Annotated in this window: 27 protein-coding genes and 2 pseudogenes; 18 read left to right on the top strand and 11 right to left on the bottom strand. The window is 63.5% G+C overall.

Annotated features, from left to right (window positions below; genetic code table 11):
- The first annotated feature begins 168 nt into the window (after positions 1-168).
- Positions 169-2628 (top strand): penicillin-binding protein 1A, encoded by a 2460-nt coding sequence (locus C3F42_RS19650; protein WP_371041496.1) that lies wholly within the window; start codon positions 169-171, stop codon positions 2626-2628.
- A 265-nt stretch (positions 2629-2893) separates the two neighbouring features.
- On the opposite strand, the gene C3F42_RS19645 is transcribed toward C3F42_RS19650, so the two are convergent.
- From C3F42_RS19645 to rpmE, 3 genes are all read right to left on the bottom strand, one after another.
- Positions 2894-4162: a malic enzyme-like NAD(P)-binding protein gene (locus C3F42_RS19645; protein WP_023630575.1), complete on the bottom strand. Its 1269-nt coding sequence runs from the start codon at positions 4160-4162 to the stop codon at positions 2894-2896.
- A 179-nt stretch (positions 4163-4341) separates the two neighbouring features.
- Positions 4342-5163 carry a thermonuclease family protein gene (locus C3F42_RS19640; RefSeq protein WP_023630576.1) on the bottom strand — a complete coding sequence of 274 codons (822 nt, stop codon included), beginning with the start codon at positions 5161-5163 and terminating at the stop codon, positions 4342-4344.
- 2 nt (positions 5164-5165) lie between these two features.
- Positions 5166-5381, bottom strand: a complete 216-nt coding sequence (gene rpmE, locus C3F42_RS19635) for a 50S ribosomal protein L31 (RefSeq protein ID WP_031315083.1) — start codon at positions 5379-5381, stop codon at positions 5166-5168.
- Positions 5382-5550: 169 nt separating this feature from the next.
- Here rpmE and C3F42_RS19630 point away from each other — a divergent pair, with 169 nt between their 5' ends.
- From C3F42_RS19630 to C3F42_RS19620, 3 genes are all read left to right on the top strand, one after another.
- Positions 5551-7770 carry a primosomal protein N' gene (locus tag C3F42_RS19630; protein WP_094011028.1) on the top strand — a complete coding sequence of 740 codons (2220 nt, stop codon included), beginning with the start codon at positions 5551-5553 and terminating at the stop codon, positions 7768-7770.
- Between the two features lie 189 nt (positions 7771-7959).
- On the top strand, positions 7960-9696 hold the full coding sequence (argS, locus tag C3F42_RS19625; protein WP_104444777.1) for an arginine--tRNA ligase: 1737 nt from the start codon (positions 7960-7962) through the stop codon (positions 9694-9696).
- A gap of 1 nt (position 9697) precedes the next feature.
- On the top strand, positions 9698-10402 hold the full coding sequence (locus C3F42_RS19620; RefSeq protein WP_023630209.1) for an SPOR domain-containing protein: 705 nt from the start codon (positions 9698-9700) through the stop codon (positions 10400-10402).
- 37 nt (positions 10403-10439) lie between these two features.
- Here C3F42_RS19620 and C3F42_RS19615 read toward each other — a convergent pair whose 3' ends face one another.
- Complete coding sequence (locus tag C3F42_RS19615; RefSeq protein WP_023630210.1) at positions 10440-10865, bottom strand: TM2 domain-containing protein; 426 nt, start codon at positions 10863-10865, stop codon at positions 10440-10442.
- Between the two features lie 157 nt (positions 10866-11022).
- On the opposite strand from C3F42_RS19615, the gene C3F42_RS19610 reads away from it, so the two are divergent.
- Entirely contained in the window at positions 11023-11670 is a 648-nt protein-coding gene (locus C3F42_RS19610) for a C40 family peptidase (protein WP_023630211.1), read from the top strand.
- Positions 11671-11707: 37 nt separating this feature from the next.
- Here C3F42_RS19610 and C3F42_RS19605 read toward each other — a convergent pair whose 3' ends face one another.
- Positions 11708-12700, bottom strand: coding sequence for a type IV pilus twitching motility protein PilT (locus C3F42_RS19605; RefSeq protein ID WP_104444776.1), 993 nt, complete (start codon positions 12698-12700; stop codon positions 11708-11710).
- 65 nt (positions 12701-12765) lie between these two features.
- Between C3F42_RS19605 and C3F42_RS19600 the strand changes: the two genes are divergently transcribed.
- The 12 genes and pseudogenes from C3F42_RS19600 to C3F42_RS19545 all read left to right on the top strand — a co-directional run bounded on the left by C3F42_RS19600 (position 12766) and on the right by C3F42_RS19545 (position 21784).
- Positions 12766-13452, top strand: a complete 687-nt coding sequence (locus C3F42_RS19600; protein WP_023630213.1) for a YggS family pyridoxal phosphate-dependent enzyme — start codon at positions 12766-12768, stop codon at positions 13450-13452.
- Positions 13453-13491: 39 nt separating this feature from the next.
- A complete protein-coding gene (gene proC / locus C3F42_RS19595) occupies positions 13492-14310 on the top strand; it encodes a pyrroline-5-carboxylate reductase (protein ID WP_094011023.1) in 819 nt (272 codons plus the stop codon).
- A gap of 10 nt (positions 14311-14320) precedes the next feature.
- A complete protein-coding gene (locus tag C3F42_RS19590; RefSeq protein WP_023630880.1) occupies positions 14321-14911 on the top strand; it encodes a YggT family protein in 591 nt (196 codons plus the stop codon).
- Between the two features lie 88 nt (positions 14912-14999).
- Positions 15000-16139 (top strand): homoserine O-acetyltransferase, encoded by a 1140-nt coding sequence (locus C3F42_RS19585; protein WP_104444775.1) that lies wholly within the window; start codon positions 15000-15002, stop codon positions 16137-16139.
- Between the two features lie 7 nt (positions 16140-16146).
- Positions 16147-16767 (top strand): methionine biosynthesis protein MetW, encoded by a 621-nt coding sequence (gene metW / locus C3F42_RS19580; RefSeq protein ID WP_023630879.1) that lies wholly within the window; start codon positions 16147-16149, stop codon positions 16765-16767.
- A 22-nt stretch (positions 16768-16789) separates the two neighbouring features.
- The gene (locus C3F42_RS19575) at positions 16790-17224 is read left to right on the top strand and encodes a DUF4426 domain-containing protein (RefSeq protein ID WP_104444774.1); all 435 of its coding nucleotides are present in this window, start codon (positions 16790-16792) and stop codon (positions 17222-17224) included.
- The gene (rdgB, locus tag C3F42_RS19570; RefSeq protein WP_104444773.1) at positions 17221-17817 is read left to right on the top strand and encodes an RdgB/HAM1 family non-canonical purine NTP pyrophosphatase; all 597 of its coding nucleotides are present in this window, start codon (positions 17221-17223) and stop codon (positions 17815-17817) included. Before C3F42_RS19575 ends, rdgB begins: the two co-directional genes overlap by 4 nt.
- Positions 17814-18770 (top strand): annotated as a pseudogene (gene hemW, locus C3F42_RS19565) (radical SAM family heme chaperone HemW); the annotation flags it as partial. The gene rdgB and the pseudogene hemW, both read left to right, overlap by 4 nt.
- 135 nt (positions 18771-18905) lie before the next feature.
- A complete protein-coding gene (gene istA, locus C3F42_RS19560) occupies positions 18906-20426 on the top strand; it encodes an IS21 family transposase (RefSeq protein WP_081273177.1) in 1521 nt (506 codons plus the stop codon).
- On the top strand, positions 20423-21163 hold the full coding sequence (gene istB, locus C3F42_RS19555) for an IS21-like element helper ATPase IstB (protein WP_064491510.1): 741 nt from the start codon (positions 20423-20425) through the stop codon (positions 21161-21163). The genes istA and istB overlap by 4 nt, the downstream gene beginning before the upstream one ends.
- Positions 21164-21226: 63 nt before the next feature.
- Positions 21227-21448: pseudogene (locus C3F42_RS19550) on the top strand (YggW family oxidoreductase); the annotation flags it as partial.
- A 9-nt stretch (positions 21449-21457) separates the two neighbouring features.
- Positions 21458-21784 carry a DUF3392 family protein gene (locus C3F42_RS19545; protein ID WP_011531731.1) on the top strand — a complete coding sequence of 109 codons (327 nt, stop codon included), beginning with the start codon at positions 21458-21460 and terminating at the stop codon, positions 21782-21784.
- A 170-nt stretch (positions 21785-21954) separates the two neighbouring features.
- On the opposite strand, the gene C3F42_RS19540 is transcribed toward C3F42_RS19545, so the two are convergent.
- From C3F42_RS19540 to C3F42_RS19520, 5 genes are all read right to left on the bottom strand, one after another.
- Positions 21955-22749 carry a hypothetical protein gene (locus tag C3F42_RS19540; RefSeq protein ID WP_104444772.1) on the bottom strand — a complete coding sequence of 265 codons (795 nt, stop codon included), beginning with the start codon at positions 22747-22749 and terminating at the stop codon, positions 21955-21957.
- 64 nt (positions 22750-22813) lie between these two features.
- Entirely contained in the window at positions 22814-23536 is a 723-nt protein-coding gene (trmB, locus tag C3F42_RS19535; protein WP_104444771.1) for a tRNA (guanosine(46)-N7)-methyltransferase TrmB, read from the bottom strand.
- A 9-nt stretch (positions 23537-23545) separates the two neighbouring features.
- Complete coding sequence (locus C3F42_RS19530) at positions 23546-24358, bottom strand: thiazole synthase (RefSeq protein ID WP_023629908.1); 813 nt, start codon at positions 24356-24358, stop codon at positions 23546-23548.
- 53 nt (positions 24359-24411) lie between these two features.
- Positions 24412-24612, bottom strand: a complete 201-nt coding sequence (thiS, locus tag C3F42_RS19525; RefSeq protein WP_038707614.1) for a sulfur carrier protein ThiS — start codon at positions 24610-24612, stop codon at positions 24412-24414.
- Between the two features lie 103 nt (positions 24613-24715).
- The gene (locus C3F42_RS19520; protein ID WP_094011016.1) at positions 24716-25087 is read right to left on the bottom strand and encodes a DUF423 domain-containing protein; all 372 of its coding nucleotides are present in this window, start codon (positions 25085-25087) and stop codon (positions 24716-24718) included.
- 64 nt (positions 25088-25151) lie between these two features.
- Between C3F42_RS19520 and mtgA the strand changes: the two genes are divergently transcribed.
- A complete protein-coding gene (gene mtgA, locus C3F42_RS19515; protein WP_023630665.1) occupies positions 25152-25862 on the top strand; it encodes a monofunctional biosynthetic peptidoglycan transglycosylase in 711 nt (236 codons plus the stop codon).
- 92 nt (positions 25863-25954) lie between these two features.
- On the opposite strand, the gene rpoH is transcribed toward mtgA, so the two are convergent.
- Positions 25955-26809, bottom strand: a complete 855-nt coding sequence (rpoH, locus tag C3F42_RS19510) for an RNA polymerase sigma factor RpoH (protein WP_023630664.1) — start codon at positions 26807-26809, stop codon at positions 25955-25957.
- Positions 26810-26877: the final 68 nt, after the last annotated feature.

Below are 26877 nucleotides of genomic sequence, written 5' to 3'. Positions count from 1 at the left end.
GCTGTTCCTTCCTGGTCATTGGCTGCCTGAACCCTTGCGGTGCAGGCGGTCGTCGCTCTCCCCGGGCGGTCACCCGGCGGGACGAAAAATGCTTATAATGACCAGCGTTTTTCCTGTCCGCCGGCCCTGCGCGCAATCCACTCTCAACCTGGACACCCAAAAGCCTTGATACGCCTGCTGAAGTTCTTCTGGTGGTCTCTCGTCGCCGTCATCTGCGCGCTCGTACTCGGTGTGAGCGGTGCGTTTCTGTATCTTAGTCCTAACCTGCCTTCGGTCGACGCGCTCAGAAGCGTCCAGTTGCAAATCCCCCTGAGGGTCTACAGTAGCGACGGCAAGCTGATCGCCGAGTTCGGCGAGATGCGGCGCTCGCCGATCAAGTTCCAGGAAATTCCCCCACAATTCATCCAGGCGCTTCTGTCCGCCGAGGACGACAATTTCCTCAATCACTATGGCGTCGACCCCAGCAGCCTCATGCGTGCGGCCTCACAGCTGGTCAAGTCCGGGCATATCCAGAGCGGCGGCAGTACCATCACCATGCAGGTGGCGAAGAACTTCTTCCTTACCAGCGAACGCAGCTTCTCGCGCAAGACCAACGAGATTCTCCTGGCCCTGCAGATCGAGCGGGAACTGACCAAGGACGAAATCCTCGAGCTGTACGTAAACAAGATCTACCTGGGCAACCGTGCCTACGGCATCGATGCCGCGGCGCAGGTGTACTACGGCAAGTCGATTCGCGACGTCAGCCTGGCGCAGATGGCCATGATCGCCGGTCTGCCCAAGGCCCCATCGCGCTTCAACCCGCTGGCCAACCCGGTACGCGCCAAGGAGCGCCGCGACTGGATCCTCGGGCGCATGTACAAGCTCGGCAAGATCGACGAGGCCAGCTACCAGGCCGCCCTGGGTGAACCGCTGAATGCCAGCTACCATGTGCCGACCCCGGAAGTGAATGCGCCGTACGTCGCCGAAATGGCCCGCGCCGAGATGGTCGGTCGCTACGGCAGCGACGCCTATACCGAAGGTTTCCGGGTCACCACCACAGTGCCGAGCGACATGCAGCAGATGGCCAACAGCGCGGTCCTCAACGGCCTCAGCCAATACGACGAACGCCACGGCTACCGCGGTCCGGAGGCACGCTTCCCTGGCAAGACACGCACGGCGTGGTTGCAGGAACTGAACAAGCAACGCACCCTCGGCGGCCTTGAGCCCGCCATTGTCACCCAGGTCGAGAAGAACGGCCTGAAGGTGATGACCCGCGCCGGCCTGGAGGAAGACGTGGCCTGGGACACCATGAAATGGGCCCGCCCGTACCTTAACAGCAACTCCCAAGGACGCTCGCCGCAATCAGCGGCCGATGTGGCCCAGGTCGGCGACCTGGTGCGCCTGCAACGCCTGGAAGATGGCAAACTCAAGTTCAGTCAGGTTCCCGGCGCCCAGAGCGCGCTGGTCACCCTCGACCCTTACAATGGCGCCATCCGCGCACTGGTTGGCGGCTTCTCATTCGAGCAGAGCAACTACAACCGCGCCATGCAGGCCAAGCGCCAGCCGGGCTCGAGCTTCAAGCCCTTCGTCTACAGCGCCGCGCTGGACAACGGCTACACCGCCGCCAGCCTGGTCAACGATGCGCCGATCGTGTTCGTCGACGAGTACTTGGACAAGGTCTGGCGTCCAAAGAACGACACCAACACCTTCCTCGGCCCGATCCGCATGCGCGAGGCGTTGTACAAGTCACGCAACCTCGTATCGATCCGCCTGCTGCAGGCCATGGGCGTGGATCGCACCATCGACTACATCGCCAAGTTCGGCTTCAACAAGCAGGACCTGCCGCGCAACCTGTCGCTGGCACTGGGCACCGCGACGCTCACGCCGATGGAGATTGCCACCGGCTGGAGCACCTTCGCCAACGGCGGCTACAAGATCAGCCCGTACCTGATCGAGCGTGTCGAGAGCCGCAACGGCGAAACGCTGTTCACCGCAAACCCGCCACGCGTGCCGCAGGGCAGCCAAGACCAGATCGGCCTCGCCGCACCTGAGGCACCCATCAGCGCCGCCCCGATGCCAGGCGAGGCGCCGTCGGCCGCAGGCCAGGTCACCCCGGCATCCCAAGTGCCCCAGGTGCCCGCCGTGGCCGAGCAGATCATCGACGGCCGTACCTCGTACATCCTCACCAGCATGCTGCAGGACGTAATCAAGCGTGGTACCGGCCGCCGCGCCCTGGCCCTCGGCCGTTCGGACCTGGCGGGCAAGACCGGCACCACCAACGAATCCAAGGACGCCTGGTTCTCAGGCTACAACGCTGACTATGTCACCACCGTGTGGGTCGGCTTCGACCAGCCGGAAACCCTGGGGCGTCGCGAATACGGTGGCACCGTGGCCCTGCCGATCTGGATGAGTTTCATGGGCGCCGCGCTCAAGGGCATGCCCGAGCATCCACCAGCCGAACCCGAGGGCATCCTCAGCCTGCGCGTCGACCCGATCAGCGGCCGCGCCGCCACACCAAGCACGCCGAACGCCTACTTCGAACTGTTCAAGGCCGAGGACTCGCCACCGTCGGCGGACGAACTGGGTAACGGTGCAGCACCGGGCAGCCCGCTGCCGGCAGACGAAGCAGCGCCGATGGATCTGTTCTAAAGGGCAACCTTTGAAGGTTTTCGGTGAGGGCCGCCAGGTGCTCGCCGAAAACCTTGCAGCGCTCTCAAGATCGAGCGCCGCGCGGGCGGCGCTCGATCTGGCAGGCGCTGCAAGACTGTTGGCGAGCACCAGCAAGCCCTGACGCGATCGCCTTGAAAGGGATGATATTGAACTCCGCGTAAGCAGGCCTGCCCCGCAATAACCCAGTCCAACAAAAAGCCCCGACTCTTGCGAGCCGGGGCTTTTTCATGACGCTACGACTGGATCAGCCGTTGAACACGTCATCCACGCTCTTGAGCGGGTAGTGCTTCGGATACGGCAGGGTGGCCACACCGGACTCGATGGCGGCCTTGGCCACGGCATCGGAAACCACGGTGATCAGGCGCGCGTCCAGCGGCTTCGGAATGATGTACTCACGGCCGAACTCAAGTCCTTGAACGCCATAGGCCTCGCAGACTTCCTTCGGCACCGGCAACTTGGCCAGGTCCTTCAGGGCGATGGCGGCAGCGATCTTCATCTCTTCGTTGATGCGCTTGGCACGAACGTCGAGGGCCCCACGGAAGATGAAAGGGAAGCCCAGTACGTTGTTGACCTGGTTCGGGTAGTCCGAACGACCGGTGGCCATGATCACATCGCTGCGGGTGGCGTGAGCCAGTTCCGGGGCGATTTCCGGGTCCGGGTTCGAGCAGGCGAACACGATCGGGTTGGCGGCCATCGACTTCAGGCCTTCGGCGCTCAGCAGGTTCGGGCCGGACAAGCCGACGAACACGTCTGCGCCGTTCAGGGCGTCAGCCAGGGTGCGCTTGTCGGTGGCGTGGGCGAACTGGGCCTTGTACTGGTTCAGGTCGTCGCGGCCAGCGTGGATCACGCCGCTGCGGTCGATCATGAAGATGTTCTCGACCTTGGCACCCATGCTCACCAGCAGTTTCATGCAGGAGATGGCCGCGGCGCCGGCGCCCAGGCAGACGATCTTGGCGTCTTCGAGCTTCTTGCCGGCGATTTCCAGGGCGTTGATCATGCCGGCCGCGGTAACGATAGCGGTGCCGTGCTGGTCATCGTGGAAGACGGGAATGTCGCACTGCTCGATCAGCGTGCGCTCGATCTCGAAGCACTCAGGTGCCTTGATGTCTTCCAGGTTGATGCCGCCGAAGGTGATGGAGATGCGGCGAACGGTGTCGATGAAGGCTTGCGGGCTCTCCGACTCGACTTCGATATCGAACACATCGATACCGGCGAAACGCTTGAACAGAACACCCTTGCCTTCCATGACCGGCTTGGAGGCCAGTGGGCCGAGGTCACCCAGACCGAGGATGGCGGTGCCATCGGAGATCACCGCAACCAGGTTGCCCTTGCCGGTGTACTTGTAGGCCAGCTCCGGATCACGGCCGATCTCGCGCACAGGCTCGGCGACACCCGGGCTGTAGGCCAGGGCGAGGTCACGGGCGGTGGCGGTTGGCTTGGAGAGCTCGACGCTCAGTTTCCCCGGACGAGGCTGAGCGTGGTATTCGAGAGCGGCGGTTTTCAGGTCTGACATGATGGGCATTCCGCTATTTACTGTTCTGACGGACCGCCGAGGATACGCAAAGAGCCGGGGGGCGACAAGACTGCCCGGTCACTATGTGTCAAGGCCTTTGGCCTACGACTTTACGCTATAACCCACGGGGCTTTCGGGAGCCAGTGTGTACAATCCAATAGCAAAATGTCTACAACTATTTAGCCAGAAACAAGCGCCAACATGCTCGGATCGGTCAATGGCAACAGCCAGCGTCGCTGCCCAGGCTTGAGCCCGCCCTTGCGGGAACGATCCAGCACCCAGCCACGCGCCTCGACCTGGCGTCCCTTGAGGTTAGCGAAGAAGCTGGCGGGGAAGTGGCGCTGCAGACGAGCGGGAACCTGCAGGACGACGCTCTCGTCAAGCTCCAGCCAGATGCCGCCGCGATTACGCTCGATCCCGTTGATCCTGCCGCCGATCACCGCGAATCCGGATTGCCGCACATCGCGCCCACGCGTGACCGGCGATTGTCGCCACAGTCCTGCCCTGGCCTTGCGCGCCTGCTGCTCGGCCTGCTGCTGGCAGCCCGACAGTTGCACGTTGGGTGCAATCGCCACCTGGTAGCCCAGGCCTTCGCTGAGCAGTTGTGCTTCCAGATTGTTGCCAGTGCGGCCGTAGATATGCGCCAGGATACGGCCATACTTGTCCTTGGGTTCGACGCCCGGAACCAGCCCGACACGGCCATCGCTGGCCTTCACCAGCGCCTGCAGGCGCTTCTTGGCAGCCTCGGCATAAGGTTCGCTGGGGCGCCCCTTGCGGCCGATCTCGGGAGCATTGATACCGATCAGTCGCACACTGCGCCCATCGCTCAGGCGCAAGGTGTCGCCATCGACCACCTGACGTACCGCCACCGCTTGCACCCTTTCGGGCATCGGGCAGAAGGCCAGGGCAGGAAAGTGCCAGATCGCGCCCACAAAAAAGGCGCCCACAAGGGGCGCCTTCTTTTGCAACAGCGCGAACCCCGAAGGCTTCGCCACGTGCATGATTACTTCTTGGCACCGAACATGCCGAAGCGATCGGCGAACTTCTGTACGCGGCCGCCGGTGTCCAGGACTTTCTGCTTACCGGTGTAGAACGGGTGGCACAGGTTGCAAACGTCGATCGCCAGGACGCTGCCCATGGTCGAACGAGTTTCAAACTTGTTGCCGCAGCTGCAGGTGACTGCAACTACTTCGTAGTTCGGATGAATATCTGCTTTCATGGTCACTTCCTCGAGCTGCGTGCCGCCACCCAACACCTATTGTTGAATACCGCACGTAATTAGGCGGCGAATAATACCAGAGAGCAGCCGTAGCGCAAGTTGTCGCTTGCACCGACCGTCGTCTGCTAGGCTCGCCTGATTTGTGAAACACCCTCCAGAGACCTTCCGCGTGTCCGACGTCATTCTGCGCCTTGCCCTGCCCTCGCCCCTGCGTCGCCTGTTCGACTACCGGGCACCCGCGAGCATGGCGCGCCAGGCACTGACGCCAGGCATGCGCATCCGCGTGCCATTCGGCCGCCGCGAGATGATCGGGGTACTGGTGGAAGTCGCCGAGCACAGCGAGGTGCCAGCCGACAAGCTCAAGCCGGCCAGCGCCCTGCTCGACCCGGTCTCCCCCCTGCCGCCGGCATTGTTCAAGTTGTGTCTGTGGACGGCCCAGTACTACCAGCACAGCCTGGGCGACACTCTCAACTGGGCCCTGCCGACGCTGCTGCGCCAGGGCGAACCGGCCGAGGCGCGCCAGGAACGCTTCTGGCATGTCGCGCCCGGTGCGCGCCTGGAAGACCCGCGCATCGCCCGCGCCCCGCGCCAGCGCGACGCTCTCAAGACCCTGTCGCAGCACCCCCACGGCGTAGCCCACAGCCTGTTGAGCAAGCTTGGTCTGAACAAGGACAGCCTCGACCTGCTGCTGGCCAAGGAACTGGTGGAAGTCGAAGTACGCCGCCATCTGCCGGCCGCACGCCACGAGCACTGGCTGGCCCAACCGGAACTGCCGCTCAACGAAGAACAGCGCGCTGCCTTCGAGGCCGTGCGCTCGGGCTTCAGCGCCTTCCACGCCTACCTGCTGGCTGGCGTCACCGGCAGCGGCAAGACCGAGGTCTACCTGCAGCTGATTCGCGAAACCCTCGAAGCCGGCAAGCAGGCCCTTATCCTGATCCCCGAGATCAATCTCGGCCCGCAGACCCTGCAACGCTTCGAGCAACGCTTCAACGCGCGCATCGCCCTGCTGCATTCGGCGGTGGGTGATCGCGAGCGCCTGGACGCCTGGCTGGCGGCACGCGATGGCGATGCGGACATCATCATCGGCACCCGCTCGGCACTGTTCACCCCTATGAAGAACCCGGGCCTGATCATCATCGACGAAGAACACGACGGCTCCTATAAACAGCAGGAAGGCCTGCGCTACCACGCCCGCGACCTGGCCGTGGTGCGTGCGCACCAGGAGAACATCCCGATTCTGCTGGGCTCGGCCACACCGTCGCTGGAAAGCCTGCACAACGCCCACAGTGGCCGCTACGGCCTGCTGCGCATGAACCAGCGCGCCGGCGGCGCCAAAGCACCGCGCTTCCTGCGCCTTGACGTACGCAGCCTGCCACTGGACAGCGGCATCAGCGGCCCATTGCAGCAGGCCATCCGCCAGACACTCGAGGCCGGCCAGCAGGTGCTGGTGTTCCTCAACCGCCGCGGCTTCGCCCCCACATTGCTGTGCCACGACTGCGGCTGGCTCTCCGAATGCCCACGTTGCGATGCGCGCATGACCGTGCACCAACGCTCCGCCGTGCTGCGCTGCCACCATTGCGGCTACGACGAGCGCCTGCCGCTGCAGTGCCCGCAATGCGCCCACGTCGACCTGCGCCCGGTAGGCGCCGGTACCGAGCGTGCCGAGGAGCGCCTGAAGGTGCTGTTCCCGGATTACCCGATCCTGCGCGTGGACCGCGACAGCACCTCGCGCAAGGACGCCATGCACAACCTGTTCGCCACTATCCAGCGTGGTCAGCCGAGCATCCTGGTCGGCACCCAGATGCTGGCCAAGGGGCACCATTTCCCCCGCGTCACCCTGGTCGCGATCCTCGATGCCGACGGCGGGCTGTTCTCCGGCGACTTCCGCGCCAGCGAACGCATGGCCCAGCTGATCGTCCAGGTGGCCGGCCGGGCCGGCCGGGCCGAAGAGCCGGGCAAGGTCATCGTGCAAACCCACCTGGCCGATCACCCACTGCTGGTGCAGTTGACAGAGCAGGGCTACTTCGCCTTTGCCGAACAGGCCTTGAGCGAGCGCCGTGCGGCCGGGCTGCCGCCGTTCGCTCACCTGGCGCTGCTGCGCGCCGACGCGCACAAGCCGGGCCAGGCGGAAGGCTTCCTTGACGAAGCCTGCGCCGCCGCCGAGCGCATACTTGCCGAGCAGGGGCTGCACGGCATCGAGTTGCTCGGCCCGGTCCCGGCACCCATGGAGCGACGGGCGGGCAGGTTCCGTGCGCAACTATTGCTCCAGGCCAATGCCCGGGCACCCCTGCATCGACTGATCAGTGCCTGGTTGCTAGTGTTGGAGCAGATGCCGTCGGGGCGCCAGGTGCGCTGGTCGCTGGATGTCGATCCGGTCGACCTTTACTGACTTTTTGAGGGTTGGCGTGGGAGCGGGCTTGCCCCGCGATGGCGTCATCGCGGGGCAAGCCCGCTCCCACACCGACAATGGACTGTGCCCCAAAAGGTTGGCAACCCGCCCCCGGCAACGGATAATGCCCAGTTTTTCCACCTGCGCATCGAAGCGCTCCACCGCGCTTGCGGTCGAAAAGAGACCCTCATGAAAGACACCATTCGCCAGCTGATCCAGCAAGCCCTCACCCAACTCGTCGCCGACGGTGTGCTGCCTGAAGGGCTGACGCCGGCGATCCAGGTGGAAAACGCCCGGGACAAGACCCACGGCGACTTCGCCAGCAACATCGCCATGATGCTGGCCAAGCCGGCCGGCATGAAACCGCGCGACCTGGCCGAAAAGATCATCGCCGCCCTGCCGGCCAGCGCCGACATCAGCAAGGCCGAGATCGCCGGCCCCGGCTTCCTGAACTTCTTCCAGAACACCGAAGCGCTGGCAGGCCGCCTCGACGCCGCCCTGAGCGATGGCCACCTGGGCGTGCGCAAGACCGGCCCGGCGGAAAAAGTGGTGATCGACATGTCGGCACCGAACCTGGCGAAGGAGATGCACGTCGGCCACCTGCGCTCGACCATCATCGGCGACAGCGTTGCCCGGGTACTGGAGTTCCTCGGTGACGACGTCATCCGCCAGAACCACGTGGGTGACTGGGGTACCCAGTTCGGCATGCTGATGGCCTACCTCCAGGAAAACCCGATCACCAGTGACGAGCTGTCGGATTTGGAGAACTTCTACCGCGCCGCCAAGAAGCGCTTCGACGAGTCCGAAGAGTTCGCCACCCGCGCCCGCGGGCTGGTGGTCAAGCTGCAGGCCGGTGATACCGAGTGCCTGGCGCTGTGGACGCGTTTCAAGGACATCTCGCTGTCGCACTGCCAGAAGACCTACGAGCTGCTCAACGTCAAGCTGACCATGGCCGACGTGATGGGCGAGAGCGCCTACAACGCCGACCTGGCCAACGTGGTCGCCGACCTCAAGGCCAAGGGCCTGCTGGTCGAGGACCAGGGCGCGCAGTGCGTGTTCCTCGAGGAATTCAAGAACGCCGAGGGCGAGCCGCTGCCGGTGATCGTGCAGAAGGCCGACGGCGGTTACCTATACGCCACCACCGACCTGGCCGCCGTGCGCTACCGCAGCAACAAGCTGCAGGCCGACCGTGCCCTGTACTTCGTCGACCAGCGCCAGGCCCTGCACTTCAACCAGGTGTTCGAAGTGGCCCGCCGCGCAGGTTTTGTCGGCCACCCGATGAAGATGGAGCACATGGGCTTCGGCACCATGAACGGCGCCGATGGCCGCCCGTTCAAGACCCGCGATGGCGGCACCGTCAAGCTGATCGACCTGCTCACCGAGGCCAAGGACCGCGCCTATGCGCTGGTCAAGGAGAAGAACCCGTCGCTGGCCGAGGACGAGCTGCGCCACATCGGTGAAGTGGTCGGCATCGGCGCGGTCAAGTACGCCGACCTGTCGAAGCACCGCACCAGCGACTACAGCTTCAACTTCGAATTGATGTTGAACTTCGAGGGCAACACCGCGCCGTACCTGCTGTACGCCTACACCCGCGTGGCCGGCGTGTTCCGCAAGCTCGGCAAGGGCTTCGACGAAGTCGACGGCAGCATCGTCCTGCAGGCAGCGCACGAGCAGGACCTGGCCGCGCGCCTGGCGCAGTTCGGCGAGATCCTCAACAACGTCGCCGAAAAAGGCACGCCTCACGTGCTGTGCACCTACCTGTACGACCTCGCCGGCCTGTTCTCCAGCTTCTACGAGAACTGCCCGATCCTTTCCGCCGAAACCGCCGAACAACAGCAGAGCCGCCTGCGCCTGGCCGCCCTGACCGGCCGCACCCTCAAGCAGGGCCTGGAACTGCTCGGCCTGGAAACCCTGGAGCGCATGTAAGTTGGCTGCAAAGAAGAAACCCGCACCCAAGCGCGGCGCCAGCCGCTCCCAGCCGCCCGCCAGCAAGCAGCCGATTCCGGGCTGGGTGTGGCTGGCGGTCGGCCTGACCGTGGGGGCGTTCATCGTCTTCCTGATGAAGCTCGAACCCGGTGGCGCTGATATCAAGCGCACCAAGCCCGAGCAACATAAGCAGGAGAAGGTCGCCGAAGCGAGCAAGACCACCACGCCGACGCCACAGCAACCGGTGAAGCCGAAGTACGACTTCTATACGCTGCTGCCGGAGTCGGAAGTGATCGTACCGCCCGAGGCCGTGCCGGAGAAAACTCCGCCGGTACCGGCGCAACCGCCCGTGCCAAGCACGCCGGTCACCCCTGCGGAAGCGGCGAAGATCGACACCGCCCGGGCCCAGGCCGCCCTGCTGGGCCAGACACCGCCACCGGCACCACCGGTGATCAAGCCAGCGGCCACGACCCAGTTCTTCCTGCAGGCCGGCTCGTTCCGCAAGCAGGCCGATGCCGACAAGGTCCGTGCGCAGATCATCCTGCTTGGCCAGGCGGTCAAGGTTGAGTCGGGCACGGTGAAGGAAGAGACCTGGTACCGCGTGATGGTCGGCCCGTTCAGCAACCGCGAACAGCTGACCGTGGCGCAGAAACAGCTGGCCGGGGCAGGTTTCAGCAACCTGCTGCTGCAACAGCGGCGTCAGTAACGAAAAAGGCCTTGCCGCTCAGCGACAAGGCCTTTTTTCATACCCGGCGACGCTCGGCGTTGACCTGGGAAATCTGGCTGTTGAGCGTCCAGAAGTCATACAGCACACCCAACAGGAACAACCCTCCGGTGAACAGGTAGATCAGCGCGCTGATCCACTTGCCCTGATACAGCCGATGCACGCCGAAGATGCCGAGGAAGGTCAGGAGTATCCACGCCAGGTTGTAGTCCACGCCGCCCGACTCGAAACGCATGTCTGCCTCACGGTCCATCGACGGGATCAGGAACAGGTCGATCAGCCAGCCGATGCCCAGCAGGCCCAGGGTGAAGAACCAGATGGTTCCGGTGATCGGCTTGCCGTAGTAGAAGCGGTGCGAGCCGGTGAAGCCGAAGATCCACAGCAGGTAGCCGAGAACCTTGCTATGGGTGTCGTGCGAGGGAGCACCCTGTTGATAACCATTCATTCGAAGCCCTCGTGGGATAGCCGAAAATTTTCTAAGGAAAAATGTGACTTTTTCGTTTTTACCCGACATATGGTACGTGCTTGAGCGACCAACGGATCAGAATTTGATCAAAAAGCTGTTATAAAGTTGCGCGCCAACACTTATAAGAGCTTCATCTATGCCACCTTTTATCAAGACATGGCTGACCCTCTGCCTTTTGTTACCCCTGGCCGCCCACGCCACCAACCGTGAGCAACGACTTCCCAGCGGATTCACCGGCTATACGACCAACGCCGATGCCACGGTGAAACGCACCCCGATCCAGTATCGCAGCAGTTCCGCGCGCGCTCGCCCGGCCAACGCCGCCAAGCAGCAACAAGCTGTGGGCATGCAGGCGGTGGCCATGTCACCCAAGCAGAGCAGCGAAGTGCTCAGCCGCGCCGTGAACGTACTTGGCACGCCCTATCGCTGGGGCGGCAGTAGCCCGAAGAAGGGCTTCGATTGCAGCGGCCTGGTCAAGTACGCGTTCAACGATGTGGCCGATGTCGACCTGCCGCGCACCTCCAACGCAATGGCCCGGGGCCAGGGCGTCAAGGTGGCCAAGAGCGATCTCAAGCCGGGCGACCTGATCTTCTTCAACATCAAGAGTCGCCGGGTCAATCACGTAGCCATCTACCTGGGCAACGATCGCTTCATCCACGCGCCACGCACCGGCAAACGGGTGAGCATCGACAGCCTGGAAAAACCTTATTGGCAAAAGCACTACGTGGTAGCCAAGCGCGTCCTGCCCAAGAACCAGCAGGCGTTGGCCCTGGCCAAGCGCTAAGCCCTCAATCGCGGGCTTGCCCCAGCAGGCAGCAATGCTAATCAACCAGGCCGTTCTGCCTGAGCGCCCGCATTGCTCCCTCCATCGTCTGCATCCCAAATGCCGCCCCCGCCTGCATCACCGACTGCACCTGTGCCATGCGCCCCTCGCGAATCAGGTTGCGCACCGCTGGCGTCGCTATTAGTACCTCTCTTGCGGCGACCCTGCCGCCGCCCACCCGCCTGAGCAGCACCTGAGCCACCACCAGGCGCAGTGATTCAGCCAGCATCATGCGCACCAGCGGCTTCTCCTCGGCCGCGAACACCTCTACCAGCCGGTCGATGCTGTTCACCGCCGAGCGGGTGTGCACCGTTGCCAGCACCAGATGCCCGGTTTCTGCCGCGCGCAACGCCAGGCGGATGCTCTCCAGATCACGCAACTCACCCACCATGATCACATCCGGATCCTGGCGCAGGGCGCTGCGCAGCCCTTGGGCGAAGTCACGGCTGTGCACGCCGATCTCCCGCTGGTTGACCAGGCAACCCTGGCCGCTGTGGATAAATTCGATAGGATCTTCAAGGGTGATGACCTGTAACGCGCGTTCGCGATTGATCTGATCGAGCAGCGCCGCCAGGGTGCTGGACTTGCCGCTACCCGTCGGCCCGCCCACCAGCACCAGGCCATCCCGGCATTGCGCAACGACTTGATACACATCGTTCAGATCAAGCTCATCGAGGCTCGGGACCCGAGCCGGGATCAGGCGCGCGCTTGCGCCCAACCCATTGCGCTGGCGGAACAGGTTCAAGCGCAGGCGCCCCACACCGGGCAAGCTCAGCGCCAGGTCCAGTTCATCACCGCTCAGCCATTGCCGCCGCTGCCCGTCATCGAGCAGGTCGGCCATTCCCTGCTCCAGAGCTGCGCAGGTCAGCACCGGCACCGCCATGCGCCGCAGCTCGCCATCCAGGCGCAGCAACGGCGGCTCGCCCACGGCCAGGTGCAGGTCGCTGGCGCCCGCGGCCACGGCCCGGCCCAGCAGCTCAGTCACATCCATGAGACTCCCCAACGGCGATCAAGCAGGTAGAATGCCGCAGACCCCAAAGCCGTCGGCGACGAACCATGTCCACCCTAGCAGACAATATTTCCGTCATTGCCCACCGCATCGACAGCGCGGCCCGGGCCGCCGGGCGTGATCCGGCCAGCGTGCAGCTGCTGGCAGTGAGCAAGACCAAGCCCGCCAGCGCCATCCGCGAAGCTCATGCCGCCGGCCTTTGCCACATGGGTGAGAACTACCTTCAGGAAGCGCTGACAAAACAACAGGCGCTTTCCGACCTGCCCTTGATCTGGCACTTCATCGGCCCCATTCAGTCGAACAAGACCAAGGCCATCGCCGAGCACTTCGACTGGGTACATTCCGTGGACCGCCAGAAGATCGCCCAACGCCTCTCGGAGCAGCGCCCCGCCGCGCTGCCGCCGCTGAACATCTGCCTGCAGGTGAATGTCAGCGGCGAGGCCAGCAAGTCCGGTTGCTCGCCCGCCGAACTGCCAGCCCTGGCGCAGGCCGTGAACGCCCTGCCCGGCCTGCGCCTGCGCGGGTTGATGGCGATCCCGGAACCTACCGAGGACCGCGCCGAGCAAGAGGCCGCTTTCGCCACGCTACGTGAACTGCAGGCCCAGCTCGGCCTCGACCTGGACACCCTGTCCATGGGCATGAGCCATGACCTGGAAGCCGCCATCGCCCAAGGTGCGACCTGGGTCCGCATCGGTACCGCCTTGTTCGGCGCCCGCGACTACGGTCAGGCCTGAATCCATGCTTAACTCTCCCTTCCCCCACAAGGACCCGACATGAGCAAGACTCGTATTGCCTTTATCGGCGCCGGCAACATGGCCGCCAGCCTGATTGGCGGCCTGCGCGCCCAGGGCCTGGACACCGCGCTGATCCGCGCCAGCGACCCGGGTGCCGAAACCCGCGCACGGATCACGGCCGAGCACGGCATCGAAGCCTTTGAAGACAACGCCCAGGCCATCGATGGCGTGGACGTGGTCGTCCTGGCAGTCAAACCGCAGGTAATGAAAGCGGTCTGCGAAACGCTGAAGCCGAACCTGAAACCAGGCCAGCTGGTGGTTTCCATTGCCGCCGGCATCACCTGCGCCAGCCTGCAGGCCTGGCTGGGCGCGATCCCCCTGGTGCGCTGCATGCCGAACACCCCGGCGCTGCTGCGCCAAGGCGTCAGCGGCTTGTATGCGACCCGGGAAGTAACCATGGAACAACGCCGCCAGGCCGAACAACTGCTGTCGGCCGTGGGCACCGCCCTGTGGCTTGATGAAGAACAGCAGCTGGACGCCGTGACCGCTGTTTCCGGAAGCGGCCCGGCGTACTTCTTCCTGCTGATCGAGGCCATGACCGCTGCCGGCGAAAAACTCGGTCTGCCGCGCGAGACCGCCTCGCAACTGACCCTGCAGACCGCCCTGGGCGCCGCCCGCATGGCGGTTTCCAGCGACGTCGACGCCGCCGAATTGCGTCGCCGCGTGACCTCGCCGGCCGGCACCACGGAAGCGGCGATCAAATCGTTCCAGGCCAACGGCTTCGAGGCCATCGTCGAACAGGCCCTGCAGGCCGCGGCGAAACGCTCGGCCGAGCTGGCCGAGAAACTGGGCAAATAAGGAGCTTTTGATGAATGCACTGTCCGGCGCCGCGATCTTCGTGGTGCAAACCCTGGTCAGCCTGTACCTGGTGATCGTCCTGCTGCGCTTCGTGCTGCAGCTGGTCAAGGCCGACTTCTACAACCCGCTGAGCCAGTTCGCCGTGCGCGCCACCCAGCCACTGCTCAAGCCGCTGCGCCGCGTGGTCCCCAGCATCGCTGGCCTGGATACCTCCTCGCTGCTGCTGTCGATCATCATCCAGGCGCTGCTGATGGCCTTCGTGCTGATGGTCACCTACGGCACCTTCGGCGACGTCCTGCACCTGCTGATGTGGTCGATCCTGGGCATCACCTCGCTGTTCCTGAAGATCTTCTGGGTGGCGATGATCGTCATGGTGATCGTCTCCTGGGTCGCGCCGAACAGCCATAACCCTGCTGCAGAACTGGCCTACCAGATCAGCGAACCGGTGCTGGCGCCGTTCCGCCGCCTGGTGCCGAACCTCGGCGGCATGGACATTTCGCCGATCTTCGCCTTCATCGCCATCCAGGTGATCCAGTCGTTCCTCATGCCCCAGCTGGCAGCCTACGCCGGCATGCCGCAAGAGCTGTGGCGGATGATCTGACCCACCCTGCATCCAGCGGCAAGCCTTTGCTTGCCGCTGGGGGTAGCGCTCTTTAGACTTACGCCTCCGTCAAGCGTGAGCAGGGTCGATGTCCACTGTCCTTCCCGAAGATTCCGTCGGTCTGGTAACACCGCAGATCGCCCGGTTCGATGAACCGCTGGCCCTGGCCTGTGGCCGCGCCCTGGCCTCGTACGAGCTGATCTACGAAACCTATGGCACCCTCAACAGCAACGCCAGCAATGCCGTGCTGATCTGCCATGCGTTGTCCGGCCACCATCATGCCGCTGGCTACCATGCCGCCACCGACCGCAAGCCGGGCTGGTGGGACAGCTGCATCGGCCCCGGCAAGCCCATCGACACCAACCGTTTCTTCGTGGTCAGCCTGAACAACCTCGGCGGTTGCAATGGCAGCACCGGCCCAAGCAGTCTCAATCCGGCCACCGGCAAGCCCTACGGCGCCGATTTCCCGGTGCTGACCGTGGAAGACTGGGTGCACAGCCAGGCGCGCCTGGCCGATCGCCTGGGGATCCACACCTGGGCCGCCATCGTCGGCGGCAGCCTGGGCGGCATGCAGGCGCTGCAATGGACCATCACCTACCCGGACCGGGTGCGCCACTGCGTGGACATCGCCTCGGCGCCCAAGCTGTCGGCGCAGAACATCGCCTTCAACGAAGTGGCGCGCCAGGCCATCCTCACCGACCCGGAATTCCACGGTGGTTCGTTCCAGGACCGGGGCGTGATCCCCAAGCGCGGCCTGATGCTGGCGCGCATGGTCGGTCACATCACCTACCTGTCCGACGACTCGATGGGCGAGAAATTCGGCCGCGAGCTCAAGAGCGACAAGCTCAACTACGACTTCCACAGCGTCGAATTCCAGGTCGAGAGCTACCTGCGCTACCAGGGCGAGGAGTTCTCCGGGCGCTTCGACGCCAACACCTACCTGCTGATGACCAAGGCCCTGGACTATTACGACCCGGCCGCCGCCCACGGCGGTGACCTGGCGGCGACCCTGGCACATGTGACGGCGGACTACTGCATCATGTCGTTCACCACCGACTGGCGCTTCTCGCCGGCCCGTTCGCGGGAGATCGTCGACGCCCTGATGGCCGCGCGCAAGAACGTCTGCTACCTGGACATCGACTCGCCTTACGGCCACGACGCCTTCCTCATCCCGACCCCCCGCTACATGCAGGGTTTCGCCAACTACATGAACCGCATCGCCGTTTGAGGACCCAATGAGAGCCGACCTGGAAATCATCCAAGACTGGATCCCCGCCGGCAGCCGGGTACTCGACCTGGGCTGCGGCAACGGCGAACTGCTGGCCTCGCTGCGCGAGCGCAAGAACGTCACCGGCTACGGCCTGGAGATCGACCCCGACAACATCGCCGCCTGCGTGGCCAAGGGCGTCAACGTAATAGAGCAGGATCTGGACAAGGGCCTGGGCAACTTCGCCAGCAACAGCTTCGACGTGGTGGTCATGACCCAGGCCCTGCAGGCCGTGGAGTACCCTGACCGGATCCTCGACGAAATGCTGCGGGTGGGCCGCCAGTGCATCATCACCTTCCCCAACTTCGGCCACTGGCGCTGCCGCTGGTACCTGGCGACCAAGGGTCGCATGCCGGTCTCGGACTTCATGCCGTATACCTGGTACAACACACCGAACATCCACTTCTGCACCTTCGAGGATTTCGAGAACCTGTGCCATGAGCGCAAGGCCAAGGTCCTCGACCGCCTCGCCGTCGACCACCTGCACCGTAACGGGTTGGGTGGACGGCTTTGGCCTAATCTTCTAGGTGAGATCGGTATCTATCGGGTCAGCAGCCCGGGCCTGCAGGAGCATCAGCTCGCGGTCTGACCCTCAACGGAGGAATGGCATCATGCGTCGACTAGCACTGTTTCTGATCAGCCTGTGCCTGGCCTTGCCGGTACTGGCTGCCGATGCCGCCAGGCCCGAGCGCAAGGAAGTGTTCGGTGATGTGACGATCCACTACAGCGCCTTCACCTCAATCATGCTGCAACCCGACATCGCTGCCGCCACGGGCCTGACCCGCAGCAAGAACCAGGGCGTACTCAACATCGCCGTGCTCAAGGCCAGCAAACCCGCGATGGCGGTAGTCAGCGGCACAGTGAAAGATCTCACCGGGCGCAGCAGTCCGTTGTCGTTCAAGCAGATTACCGATCAGGGTGCGGTGTACTACATCGCACAGTTCAAGATCGACCAGGCCGAGACCGTCACCTTCGACCTCAACGTCGAGACCGGCGGCGTCAGCAATAAACTCAGCTTCAATCAGGAAGTGTTCCCAGGCGAATGATGAATATCCAGCAACTCGTATTGGCCAGCCATAACGCCGGCAAACTCAAGGAACTGCAGGCCATGCTCGGCGAGTCCGTGAACCTTCGCTCGATTGGTGAATTCAGCCAGGTTGAGCCGGAGGAAACCGGCCTGTCGTTCGTCGAGAACGCCATCCTCAAGGCGCGCAATGCCGCGCGCATCTCCGGCCTGCCGGCCCTGGCCGACGACTCGGGCCTGGCGGTGGACTTCCTCGGCGGCGCGCCGGGTATCTACTCGGCGCGCTATGCCGACGGCAAGGGCGACGCGGCGAACAACGCCAAGCTGCTCGATGCGCTCAAGGACGTTCCTGAAGACCAGCGCGGCGCGCAGTTCGTCTGCGTTCTGGCCCTGGTGCGGCACGCCGACGACCCGCTGCCGATCCTCTGCGAAGGCCTGTGGCACGGCAGCATCCTGTTCGAAGCCAGCGGCGAACACGGTTTCGGCTACGACCCGCTGTTCTGGGTGCCGGAGCGCAAGTGCTCCAGCGCCGACCTGGCCCCTGCCGACAAGAACCAGCTCAGCCACCGCGCCCGCGCCATGGCCCTGCTGCGTCAGCGTCTGGGTCTGGCATGAGCGAAAAGCTGTTGGTACAGCCGGCGGGCCTGATCCTTCCCGAACTCCCGCCGCTGTCGCTCTATATCCATATTCCCTGGTGCGTGCGCAAATGCCCGTACTGCGACTTCAACTCGCACCAGGCCGGCCCGATCCTGCCGGAAGCCGAGTACATCGACGCCCTGCTCGCCGACCTCGACCAGGAAATGCATGCCGTGCAGGGCCGTCCGATCAGCACGATCTTCTTCGGCGGCGGCACCCCGAGCCTGTTCAGCGCCGACGCGCTTGGGCGCCTGCTGCGCGGTATCGAGCAACGCATCCCGTTCGCCCCGGACATCGAGATCACCCTCGAGGCCAACCCGGGTACCTTCGAGCAGGAGAAGTTCAAGGCCTACCGCCATACCGGCATCAACCGTCTGTCCATCGGCGTGCAGAGTTTCCAGCCCGCCAAGCTCGAAAGACTCGGGCGCATCCACAATGGCGCCGAAGCGGTGCGCGCCGCCGATATGGCCCGTGCCGCGGGCTTCGACAACTTCAACATGGACCTGATGCACGGTTTGCCGGACCAGTCGCTCGACGACGCCCTAAGTGACCTGCGCCAGGCCATCGAACTGGCGCCGACGCACCTGTCCTGGTACCAGCTGACGGTAGAACCCAACACCGTGTTCTGGAACCAGCCACCTGAGCTGCCCGAGGACGACATCCTCTGGGATATCCAGGAAGCCGGCCAGGCGCTGATGGCCGACCACGGTTACCGCCAGTATGAAGTCTCGGCCTATGCCCAAGCCGGTCGTGCTGCGCGGCACAACCTGAACTACTGGCGTTTCGGCGACTTCATCGGCATCGGTGCCGGCGCCCATGGCAAGCTGTCGTTCCCGGACGGGCGCATCCTGCGTACCTGGAAGACCCGCCTGCCCAAGGACTACCTGAACCCGGCCAAGCCGTTCAAGGCCGGCGAGAAGCTGTTGCCGGCCGATTGTTAATGGCCAATTAAACTGACCCACCTCTGGCCAACAATTTTGACCCACCCATAGTGGCATTGGCCACCGACCATGTAGCGTCACCCGCCTTATGCACAGGCCGGGGACAGATCATTGAAGGAGTGGGTTGTGATTCACAAGATCAAGGGGTTGTATGACCAGGGCCGAGGCCTGTCGGTCCGTGCCATCAGTCGTGAGCTGGGGATTTCCCGGAACACCGTACGCAAGTATCTCCACCTGGATGAGATGCAGATCAGCGCTACCATTGCTGACCCTTCACGCACCAAGGTGCTCGACGAGCACCGCGATTATCTGATTAATCAGTTGGGTCAGTTTCCAGCCCTGAGCGCAGTCAAGCTGGCCCGTCGCCTGAGGGAGCGCACCACCGAGCTGGCGGTGTCAGACCGGAGCATTCGCCGCTATGTGCAAGCGCTCAAGCAGCAGGTTGCCAGTGGCCAGTTGCGCTATTACGAGCCGGTCGTTGAGTCAGTGCCTGGCGTGCAGTGTCAGGTCGACCCCGGTGAGCTGCGAGGCGTCATGATTGGCGGCCTGGAGCGTGTCGTTCATTTTGTGGTGTTTGTGCTGTCCTGTTCACGGCTGATGTATGTCGGTCTGAACTTCCGGCCGCTGGATACCGAACGGTTTATCCAGATGCACGACGAGGCCTTCCGCTACTTCGGCGGCGTCACCGAGGAGTGCATCTACGATCAGACCAAGATGGTGGTGATCAACGAGCAGTACCGTGAGCTGACGCTGAACCAGCGCTTCCACCAGTATGCGACTACCGTCGGGTACCGCATCCATGCCTGCGAGGGCTATGACCCGGAGAGCAAGGGCAAGGTGGAGGCCGGGGTCAAGTACGTCAAGCGTGACTGCTTCTACGGCGAGCACTTCCAGGACGAGGCCGCCGTCCGACAGCACCTGAATGATTGGCTCGAGACTGTCGCCAACGCACGCGTGCACGGCACGACGGGGCAGCATCCAAGAGCGCATTTCGAGGCACTGGAGCGTAGTCAGCTCAAGCCCTATCTCGTCCCGCAGAACCTGCTGCACGTGGCGCCGACAAGGGAGACCCGCAAGGTCGACAAGACCGGCTTGATCTCATGGCAGGCCAACAAGTACTCGGTACCCATGGCCTGGCAGCAAGCCCGTGTCGGTGTCAGCGCACAGGACAACCAGTTGCTGATCCATGACCTGGAGAGCGGTGAACTCATAGCCACCCATGACCTGTGCAAGGCCAAGGGCCGGATGATCAAGAACAACAACCATTACCGAGACCATGCCCAGCGCATTACCGACCTGGAGCGCGGCATCGACTCGATCCTGCCCGATGCCCTTGGGGCAACCCTGTGCCAACTGCTCAAGCGTACTTCGCCGCGTATCTACAAGGATCAGCTGGTTGCTGCACGCGACCTGCTCATGGCCCATGCGCCGGTTGATACGGCGTTGCTCGGCGAGTTGTGCGAGCGCAGTGAACTGACCGCCACCGGGCTCAAGCGCTACCTCGAAGCATGGCAGCAAGCCAAGGCGCGGGGCCGGATCATCGGCGACCATGACTATGCGCCAGAGGCCGGTAGCCAGGTTAGTCACGCCGACCTGAACGCTTATGCCCGCATTGGCCAGTCGACTGGCCACGGGGTGACCCAATGAGCCTGCTCGACAGCACTATCGCGCAGTACCGAAGCCTGCGCCTCAGCGCGACCGCGGGTGAGCTGGCCACCCTGCTGGCCAGAGCCGAAGCCAATGAACTGTCCTACCTGAGCTTCGCCCAGTCACTGGTCGAGCATGAGCTTAACGCCCGCTCCAGTAGCCGCGTAAGCCGCAACCTCAAGCAGGCGCAGTTCCCCTCGGAGAAGCATCTGGAGGCCTTCGATTACCGGCACCAGACCACCATCACCAAGCGCCAGGTCAGCACCTTGCTGGACTTCAGCTTTATCGACAACCGCGACAACCTGGTGTTCATCGGACCACCGGGTGTGGGCAAGACCCACTTGGCCATTGGGATTGGCCACAAGGCGGTTCAGGCGGGCTACAAGGTGCTGTTCCGCACGGCTCTGGCGTTGGTCGAGGATCTGGAGCTGGCGGAAATGAAGGGCGAGCTGAAGAAGCGCCTTAATCAGCTGAGCAAATACGACGTGCTGATCATCGATGAGCTGGGCTACCTGCCGATGACGCGCCAAGCCCGGTACAACCTGTTCCAGTTAATCAACAACCTGTACGAGTACCGCTCGGTCATCCTGACCACCAACAAGGACTTCACCAGCTGGGGCGAGTTCTTCCATGACGACAACGTGGCCGTGCCCATCATCGACCGCGTGATCCACCATTCACACATCTTTATGCTGGGAGGTGAGAGCTATCGTTTGAAGCAGAAAACCGGCGGTTAGCGGTGAGCAAGTGGGTCAATTCTATTGGCCAAAAGTGGGTCAAAATTAATGGCCATTGACACCGATGAGCTACCCTTCGAGTTCCTGATGAACGCGCTGCGCCTCACCGACGGCGTGGAGGCCGAGCTGTTCAACCTGCGTACCGGCCTGCCCCTTGCACAACTGGCCGAAGCCCGCCGTGAAGCCGAACAAAAAGGCCTTTTGCGGGTCGAACCGGATCGGCTGGCCGCCACGCCGCGCGGCCAGCTGTTCCTCAACGACCTGCTGCAGTACTTCTTGAATTAAGGATGACCCATGGACCTGGTACTTGACCTGCTCTCGACCGTTTCCCGCTGGAGCCGCAGCAACCTCTCGGAGATTTCGCTGGCCCTGGTGGGCTGCCTGCTGGTGCTGTTCGGCACCGATATCAAAGGCTGGGTCGAGGGGCGCCTGGGCGGCCTGGCCGGCGCCCTGCGCGTGCCGTTCATGGCACTGCTGGTGATGATCGGCAGCGGTGCGGCGCTGATCTATGCGACGCCGTGGATCGTCAAGGGGCTGGGGCAGTTCAACAACTATGCGCTGGCGCCGGTGCTGCTGGTGGTGCTGGTTTTGATCGGCGTGGTCGCTGATCGGCGGGGGTGAGCGTCCGCTAAAAGCCGCCCTGGCGGGCCAGGGCGGCTTCTCACCCGACTCCCCTCTTAACGGGCATCGTCGAAGTGATCACACAGGAAGTCCCTGACGGTTCTGAAAATGAAGCTTCTGGTATTGAGGGAGCCCGGCGAGCTTACGTAAGCCGATCACCATGAGCACAATCAGGATCGCTCACGCGCCAATTCCGACTCCAGCCTTTGCCTCCAGTGCCCCCCTTTTTTGCAACCCAAGGCTTCCGACTGACGCAGCAGCGCCAAACGCTCGGATAATGCCAAATCAGGCTGCATGGCCAAGAGATACAACCCCTCGGCCTTGTACATGTCGTATGTCAGCGAACGTGTCGATGCCTCCACGGCTTCGGAGAACCAGCGGGGGCCTCCTGGCAGCTGAACGGAAAAGGCGTTTGGCGGGGTTGAACAACGACTTTCACGCAAAACCTGCGGATAAAGCGACAGGAAGGGATCGTCTCGCTCCAACGCACGCCTGAGTGCCTGGAATTGCTCGGCCTGTTCCGCGGTGTACTCAAAACCCTTAGCCGCGGGCCTGCACCGGTACTGATAAGCGATCGCCGCTGCCAAGAATCCTTGATCCACCGCCTGATGCAAGCGAACACAAGACTCTGACTGCGGCGTTTCGTCATGCCCGCCAGTAAGGGGGTGGAGACCTGACTGCCAGAACAGCGCCAGCACCTCGCCCGCATCAGCTGCCTGATCGATGTGAGCACGCGCCTCGGCAATGGCGACGTTCATTGCCAAAAGGCGCTCAAAGTCGTCGGCCTCCCCTCTTGCTTCGCCCGCAGCAAGCTCCTTGAGCTGCTCATTGGCCTGCTGCATCAGAGCTTGGGCATGTACCAGGTGCTGCTGTGAAGAAAGTGGGGGCGCACTCAACAGGTCGGCGATCCCAAGACAGACAACAAGGACGAGCCCTGTCAGCGACAGCACAACACGATGTTTCAAAGCGCAGTCCTTTACGCACAGGGAAGGGGCCAGAGGCGCAACGACACCTCTGGCAGGGAGAGGATCAAGCCAGTTTTTCGAACTTCAGGTCCCACACCCCATGCCCTAGCCTCTCGCCGCGACGCTCGAACTTGGTGATCGGCCGCTCTTCCGGACGTGGCACGTAGGTACCATCAGCCGCCTGGTTGCGATAGCCGGGCGCTGCGCTCATCACTTCCAGCATGTACTCGGCATAGGGCTCCCAGTCGGTCGCCATGTGGAACACGCCACTGGGCTTGAGCTTGCGGCGCACCAGTTCGGCGAACTCCAGCTGAACGATCCGGCGCTTGTGGTGACGCGCCTTGTGCCACGGATCGGGGAAGAACAGCATCAGGCGGTCAAGGCTGTTGTCCGCCACGCAGCGGTTGAGCACTTCGATGGCATCGCAGTCGTACACCCGCAGGTTCTTCAGCCCCTGTGTCAGCACGCCATTGAGCAGCGCGCCGACACCCGGGCGGTGCACTTCGACACCAATGAAGTCCAGCTCGGGCGAAGCGGCGGCCATTTCCAGCAGCGAGTGGCCCATGCCGAAACCGATCTCCAGGGTACGCTGAGCCGAACGGCCGAACACCTGGTCGTAGTCCACCGGGCTGTCGGTCAGCGGCAGGATGAACAGGGGGCCGCCCTGGTCCAGGCCGCGCTGCTGGCCTTCGGTCATGCGCCCAGCACGCATCACGAAGCTCTTGATACGGCGGTGCGGACGGGTTTCGCCGTCTTTGGAGATCGGCGTTTCTTGCGATTCAGTCATCAGGAGCTCTTACTTGATCAGACCATCCAGCGGCGAAGAGGCGCTGGCATAGAGTTTTTTCGGCATGCGGCCGGCCAGGTAGGCCATGCGACCGGCAACGATGGCGTGTTTCATGGCCTCGGCCATCAGTACGGGCTGCTGGGCATGGGCGATGGCCGAGTTCATCAGCACCGCTTCGCAACCCATTTCCATGGCGATGGTGGCGTCGGAGGCGGTACCCACGCCGGCATCGACCAGCACCGGCACCTTGGATTCCTCCAGGATGATCTGCAGGTTGTACGGGTTGCAGATGCCAAGGCCGGTGCCGATCAGGCCGGCCAGCGGCATGACGGCGATACAGCCGACTTCGGCCAGCTGACGGGCGATGATCGGGTCATCGCTGGTGTAGACCATCACGTCGAAACCTTCCTTGACCAGCACTTCGGCGGCCTTGAGGGTTTCGATCACATTGGGGAACAGGGTTTTCTGGTCGGCCAGCACTTCCAGCTTCACCAGCGTCCTGGACTCATGGGACTTGCGGCCATCGAGCAGCTCACGGGCCAGGCGGCAGGTGCGCACCGCTTCCGTCGCATCGAAGCAACCGGCGGTGTTCGGCAGGATGGTGTACTTGTCTGGCGACAGCACGTCGAGCAGGTTCGGCTCGCCCGCGTTCTGGCCCAGGTTGGTACGGCGCACGGCGACGGTGACGATCTCGGCACCCGAGGCCTCGGTGGCCAGGCGGGTTTCTTCCATGTCACGGTACTTGCCGGTGCCTACCAGCAGGCGCGACTGGAAAGTGCGCCCGGCCAGGATGAAGGGCTTGTCGCTGCGAACGTTGCTCATCGTTGTTCCTCAGGAAAGATTGCGGGACTTTGCTGGCGAGGTTTCAGGGGCGGTTAGCCGCCACCGATGGCGTGGACCACCTCGACCTGGTCGCCGTCCTTGAGCTGCGTGCTCTCGTGCTGGCTGCGCGGCACGATGTCCAGGTTCAGTTCCACCGCCACCCGGCGGCCGGCCAGCTCCAGCCGGCCCAGCAGCGCCGCGACGCTCTCGCCCGCGGGCAGTTCGTAAGGTTCACCGTTCAATTGAATGCGCATGCGCACGGCCACCATTGTTCTTTGGGGGCCCGCATTCTAGCCCCGATCCGCCCTGCAACCCAAGGGCGACACACGCCATTAGTCGCGATTGTGGACCGACCGGTCAGCCCAGCCGCCAGGCGGCCAGCCCCAGGCAAAGCCAGCCAGCAAGGAAGCACAGGCCACCCAGCGGAGTGATCATGCCGAGCTTGCCCAGACCGCTGAGCGTGAGGGCGTAGAGGCTACCGGAGAACAGCAGGATACCTACGGCGAACAAGCCACCGGCCCAGCCGACCAGGCGCCCGGGCAAGTGCGCCGACAGCACCGCCACGCCAAGGATCGCCAGGGCATGCACCAGTTGATAGGTGACACCGGTATGGAAGATCGCCAGGTAGTCGGCGCTGAGGCGGTTTTTCAAGCCATGGGCGGCGAAAGCGCCGAGGGCGACGCCGGTAAAGCCGAAGAACGCGGCGAGCATCAGGAAGCTGCGAAGCATGGGACGACTCCTCGGGAGGGGTCTGTATAATGGCCCGTTCCAACGGTCCGGCCAAGCCATCACCATGCTGTCATCCCTTCTTCGCCGCCTTTCCCGCGCCCTGCTCTGGTTTGCTGCTGGCAGCATCGCCGTGGTCCTGGTGTTGCGCTGGGTGCCGCCGCCCGGCACCGCGCTGATGGTCGAGCGCAAGGTGCAGTCATGGGCCAGCGGCGAGCCGATCGACCTGCAACGCGACTGGACGCCGTGGGAGGATATCTCCGACGAGCTCAAGGTGGCGGTCATCGCCGGCGAAGACCAGAAGTTCGCCAGCCACTGGGGCTTCGATATCCCCGCGATCCAGGCGGCGCTGGCCTACAACGAGCGTGGCGGCAAGGTACGCGGCGCCAGCACGCTGACCCAGCAGGTGGCCAAGAACCTGTTCCTGTGGTCCGGGCGCAGCTGGCTGCGCAAGGGGCTGGAAGCCTGGTTCACCGCCCTGATCGAGTTGTTCTGGTCGAAGGAGCGGATACTCGAGGTGTATCTGAACAGTGCCGAATGGGGCAAGGGCGTGTTCGGTGCCCAGGCGGCGGCGCGTTATCACTTCGGCGTGGATGCCAGCCGCCTGACGCGACAACAGGCCGCACAGCTCGCGGCGGTGCTGCCAAGCCCGATCAAGTGGAGTGCCAGCCGTCCCAGCGCCTATGTGGCAAGCCGTGCGGGGTGGATCCGCCGGCAGATGAGCCAGTTGGGCGGGCCGAGCTACCTGATGCAACTGGATGCTTCGCGCAGGCTTTAAGGCCCGCTTCCACGCCCCAGTCAGCTTCAACACACAAAAAAGCCGCTGCCTCTTCCGAGAGCAGCGGCTTTTCAATCCAGCCAGGGCGCCGATCAGATCGTGATCAATGCCTTGACCTTGTTCATAGCGTTCTTCTCCAGCTGGCGAATACGTTCGGCCGACACGCTGTACTTCTCTGCCAGCTCATGCAGCGTGGCTTTTTCTTCGGCCAACCAACGCTGGTAAAGGATGTCGCGGCTGCGATCATCCAGGCCCTGCAGCGCTTCATGCAGGTTGCTGGTGGAGTTGTCGCTCCAGTCAGCGTCCTCCAGTTGCACGGCCGGGTTGTAGCGGTGGTCTTCCAGGTAATGCGCAGGCGACTGGAAGGCGCTGTCGTCGTCGGCTTCCGCCGCCGGGTCGAAGGCCATGTCCTGACCGCTCAGGCGGCTTTCCATCTCACGTACTTCACGCGGCTCCACACCCAGGCTCTCGGCCACTCGATGGACTTCGTCATTGTTCAACCAGGCCAGGCGCTTCTTCTGGCTGCGCAGGTTGAAGAACAGCTTGCGCTGGGCCTTGGTGGTGGCCACCTTGACGATGCGCCAGTTGCGCAGGATGAACTCGTGGATCTCGGCCTTGATCCAGTGCACGGCGAAGGACACCAGACGCACGCCCATTTCCGGGTTGAAACGCTTTACCGCCTTCATCAGGCCCACGTTGCCTTCCTGGATCAGGTCGGCCTGGGCCAGCCCGTAGCCTGCATAGCTACGCGCGATGTGTACGACGAAACGCAGGTGGGCCATCACCATTTGCCGAGCGGCCTCGAGATCCTGCTCGTAATAGAGACGCTCGGCCAGTTCACGCTCCTGCTCCGGCGTCAGCAAGGGGATGCTGTTGACCGTGTGCACATAGGCTTCCAGGTTTGCACCGGGAACCAGGGCATAGGCAGGTTGCAACGAATTGGTCATTCAAGTACCTCCGGCTTACAGACTCATGCCTTTTGGGCACTGCCAGCATAGACAAGGAACCGTTGTAC

This window comes from Pseudomonas sp. PONIH3 (assembly GCF_002934345.1).
Taxonomy (GTDB): domain Bacteria; phylum Pseudomonadota; class Gammaproteobacteria; order Pseudomonadales; family Pseudomonadaceae; genus Aquipseudomonas; species Aquipseudomonas soli.
Note: the sequence above shows the minus strand (reverse complement) of the source record. Positions and strands in the feature narration are given on the sequence as shown.